This is a genomic window from Zooshikella ganghwensis DSM 15267 (assembly GCF_000428585.1).
In the GTDB taxonomy this organism is placed as follows: Bacteria; Pseudomonadota; Gammaproteobacteria; order Pseudomonadales; family Zooshikellaceae; genus Zooshikella; species Zooshikella ganghwensis.
Genome location: NZ_AUAF01000254.1, coordinates 1 through 3,861 on the forward strand (window position 1 = coordinate 1; position 3,861 = coordinate 3,861).

Annotated in this window: 1 protein-coding gene; it reads right to left on the reverse strand. The window is 39.5% G+C overall.

Annotated elements, in window-relative coordinates; translation table 11 throughout:
- Positions 1-59 precede the first annotated feature (59 nt).
- Entirely contained in the window at positions 60-3,557 is a 3,498-nt protein-coding gene (locus F607_RS0125320) for a hypothetical protein (protein WP_027710252.1), read from the reverse strand.
- Positions 3,558-3,861 lie beyond the last annotated feature (304 nt).

A 3,861-nucleotide genomic window follows, 5' to 3' on the forward strand; every position in this document is an offset into this window, starting at 1 on the left:
GAATTGAAAGGGTTTGGCTTAACCCTGATAACAATCAAATGCTAAATCATTAGTGTAGGTTAGTTGATGCGACAACTATCTTGACAAACAGCGAAGGCAGCGTCTACATTATGAAAGGACTCTTCATCGCCTTCCGCTTTACCCCACTGACGCTCCATCACTTGCCAAGGGTTAGTATTCATGCAAGGAATTTGATGGAACTTGCCTGGGTCTTGGTTACCCTTGGCCTGCATTAAAGCTTCATGGTCACTGCCATACGGTTCATAAGGCTGCATATTGGCCTTATGTGATGAAGCGTTAGAGTGCTTTTGCGCCAGTTCACGAACGTAGTAAGTACCATCTACAATAAGTACATCACGTCCTTTGCTATCTACAAAAGCTGCTTGGACCTCACGTAAAGAAGACTTTTCATCTTTTTCTAAAGAAGGCTTGTCCTCTTTTTCACCCGTCAATAGTGTGGATAGTTTATTGTCCTCAGTTTCAAAAAGCTCTCCTGTGTTTGAGTCGTAAACCCAGTAATGTGCAACGCCTTGACCTAGGTCTGCCTCACCTTCACTCGTTTTCTTATCATTTTTTTGAAGAGTCTTGAATATATATACATACCCATCATTGGATTCTAACAAGCAATCTATACTATCTAATCTTTTCTTTTTACCTTCTACCTCAACCATCGGTAGTAAAATGGTTTCAGACAGCTTCTCCACAAGATCCTGATCATGGAAAACCAAGTTTATCTCATGCTCGTCTAATTTCAGTTTGGATGACAGCTTGGCAAAGCGCTTAAAACGGTCATAACCAATATTGAAACCGATATTTTTTGGAAGATGCTCTATTCGATCATCTTGATTAACCACCGATAAAATAGGTAGTAACCATTGCTCTCTTACATTTTCTGATGGGCCAAATAACCATTGCGTTAATGTCTCTAGCGAAGCCTCATTCAGCCCCATAATTTCTCGAAGTGCGCTGTAAAGTTGCAGGTCTTGTTGTTTATCGAGAGATTGCAATGTTTCCATCACAGCTATCACAGCGGTATTCATGCGTTTTGCTAGTTCATGAAGAATAAAAAATACATCTTTGCTGTAGTCTTCAAATGCTTTGAGCGTGAAAAGAACTGCATTTTCGCTATTTAAGAAGTACTCCAGCATGTTCCATTCGAGCCGCAATTCTGGAGTCAGATAGCCATTTTTCTGCAACAGATCACTCAGCTCTTCAGACTCTGTGACATTGAAGCTGAGGTTTTGCAGAGAGTCTTTATTAAAACAGTAGCTATTTTGAGTGGCTAAAATTTTCTGAATAGCTTGAAAAACAACACGATTGTCGTTATCTGTAAAAGGCCAAGTGATATCAAAGTCCGCAAGATTTTCGCTATTTGAGAAATAGCTGATGGCTTCATCAGTGAAGCGTCCATTATTTAGGAAATGATCACTGACTACCGCGTAAATCCAGTCTGCAACCAGTTTATCTGCTACTTCTGCGAAAAAGTCTTTATCAAATTTGGCGTATTCCTCATGCACTTTTTTAACTGACTGCTGCAGGATATCCAGTATTGCTTGCTGGTGAGGATAAAATTTTGCGGTCAGTAAAAAAGTTTCTTTAGTTAATGCTAGCACGCTCTGTTTGTTCAGAACGCTACCCGTTTCGGATAGGTATTCATTCCATTTGAGGTTTTCGAGAATATCCTGTTGTTCCACTTCGCTTAAACCCAGCTCGCTGAAATTGTCAGCCACGATGGTCACAGTATGCTTTTTGAACTGCAGTAAACGGTCGTTGATATGCTGATAAATTTCTTCAGCATACACGCCAATTCTGGAGTTAATCTCAAATAAACGTTTGTGATCTTCAGATTCAAAAGTGGCATGCTGTTTAAGCGTGCCGTCACTTTCAAGATAATTATTGAAAATAAGGTTGTCGTAGAGTTCTTCTGTCTCGCGCTTGGTGAGTCCTAAAAACTCTAGATCAGAGGGATAAAGCGCTGCATCTACGTAATTCTTATGAATTTCAGCAATTTTGTCGTACAGTTGATCATGAACGGGCGTGAAGTCTGTTTCCACAGCAAATTCAGCGACTTCCTCTGGAAACATTTCGCTATCAAGCGTTCCATCAGTGGATAAGTAACCCATCAGAATTAAATTCTGGGAAATCTTCTGAGCAATCGTCTCTTCGATGCTCAGCCCCATAAAATCATCGCGGGTGACCAAGCTCAAACGCTCGATAGCACTCTGGGCTGCCATTTTGGCTTCAGACTCTGAGAAGCGAACGAGGCGTGAATCAAAAGGCGCGATCAGCGGTGAATGTGGTGTGGTGATAGTATCGTGAATCAGTCGAGAGAAACGCTGATCCAATGAACCACCCACAAAGGATTCTTTAGTTAAAAGGCTAGGCTTAATCTGGCTATAAAGTTGATTTAAATGAGTCAACTTTTCCAGTTTGTTTTGCAGCTCTTTAGCTTCTTGATTAAGATCTGCTTCCTCACGATTTGCCGCTGTTAAATCTCTAGGCTCATCACCCGTTGTGATCATCAGCAAGTCTGCAACAGATAGTTCGTTTTCATTTAGCCAATTAACAACTGAAGCCAGTACCTGGATTAACCAAAGCCTTATAGTAGGTTCAGCCTCTCCTCGCAGAATATCGTATGGGGAAAAGGACTGAAGATTGAATTCTTCACCCAGTTCTAAGTCGATGAAAATACCTCGACACGTCGCGCCACGAATTAGAGCATCACGCTCAACAACATCAAGAATTGTGAATAACTCACTATGGCTTAAACCAAAAATTTCCATGAGTTTATTCGTTCGATACAAGGTATTCAGAAGATTATCCGCCATACTCTCTTTGTTATCTTCTCTGTCAGCATCGCCTTCCGATACCCAAAGCTGGTCATACTGACTGTTATTTTGATACTTCTCATTTTCTCTTGCGCGAAAACCTCGGATGATTTCAGCCATTTGTTTTTCTGAAAGCCCTAAAGCACGACTAGTGCGGACTCTAAAATCCTTATTTCCTTCGTGGTTATCTAACACATCGCCATTAAAACTATTGATTTGGGTATACTCTTTATACTGCGTAGGGTGTTTATCATCATTTTTACTGCTATCGTCTTTTTTCTTTCCCCAGCTACTATGAGGTATATATTTTTTATCCGCTTTGGCAAACTTTCCGTTAAAAGTTTGGTTAAATAAGTCAGCAGGATAATCATCGTCGTCACCAAAACCCAAGGCATTGATATCCTTGCCTAGAGCACAAATTTCTTCGATGGATAAGTCGTAAGTTTCACGTAGGTATTTTGCAATAGCAAGGATTCTTAGCGTATTTTTGGCTATATCTTCACCTTCTTTCAACTTATTTCCACATAGCTTACGGAGGACTAAATCAAGCTCTGTAAACTTAAAGTTTACCTTTCTAGCTAAATGTACGAACCTATAAAGCTCAATGCAATCATCATCTGACAAGCTTTCATAAGTTCCATCCGATATATTTTTGCAAACCAAATATTCACGACCTTTATCATCTGAGGATTGTTCACCAAAGTCATCTGAAGAAGCTAACTCAAACACTTTGTCTCGAAGCGTGGAATTTACATAGAATTCTTTCTGCCTATGAAGATGTAGCTCATCTTCAGTGAGATCTTGAAAAAGAATTTCTGTAAGTTCATCATAGCTAATCTTTGTTACAGAGAGAAAATCCTCTACATCTATAGCCTGTATATTCTCACTATTTAACTTACTAATTTTAAATAATTTTTTTACATTTTCTAAGTCTTGTAGCTATGTACAGGACAAAAAGCTGAATAAATAAGAAAAATCAATTAGTTAGAAGTGAATTGATCCCTCATTGGTATTACAATTCAGGCTGCGAAAC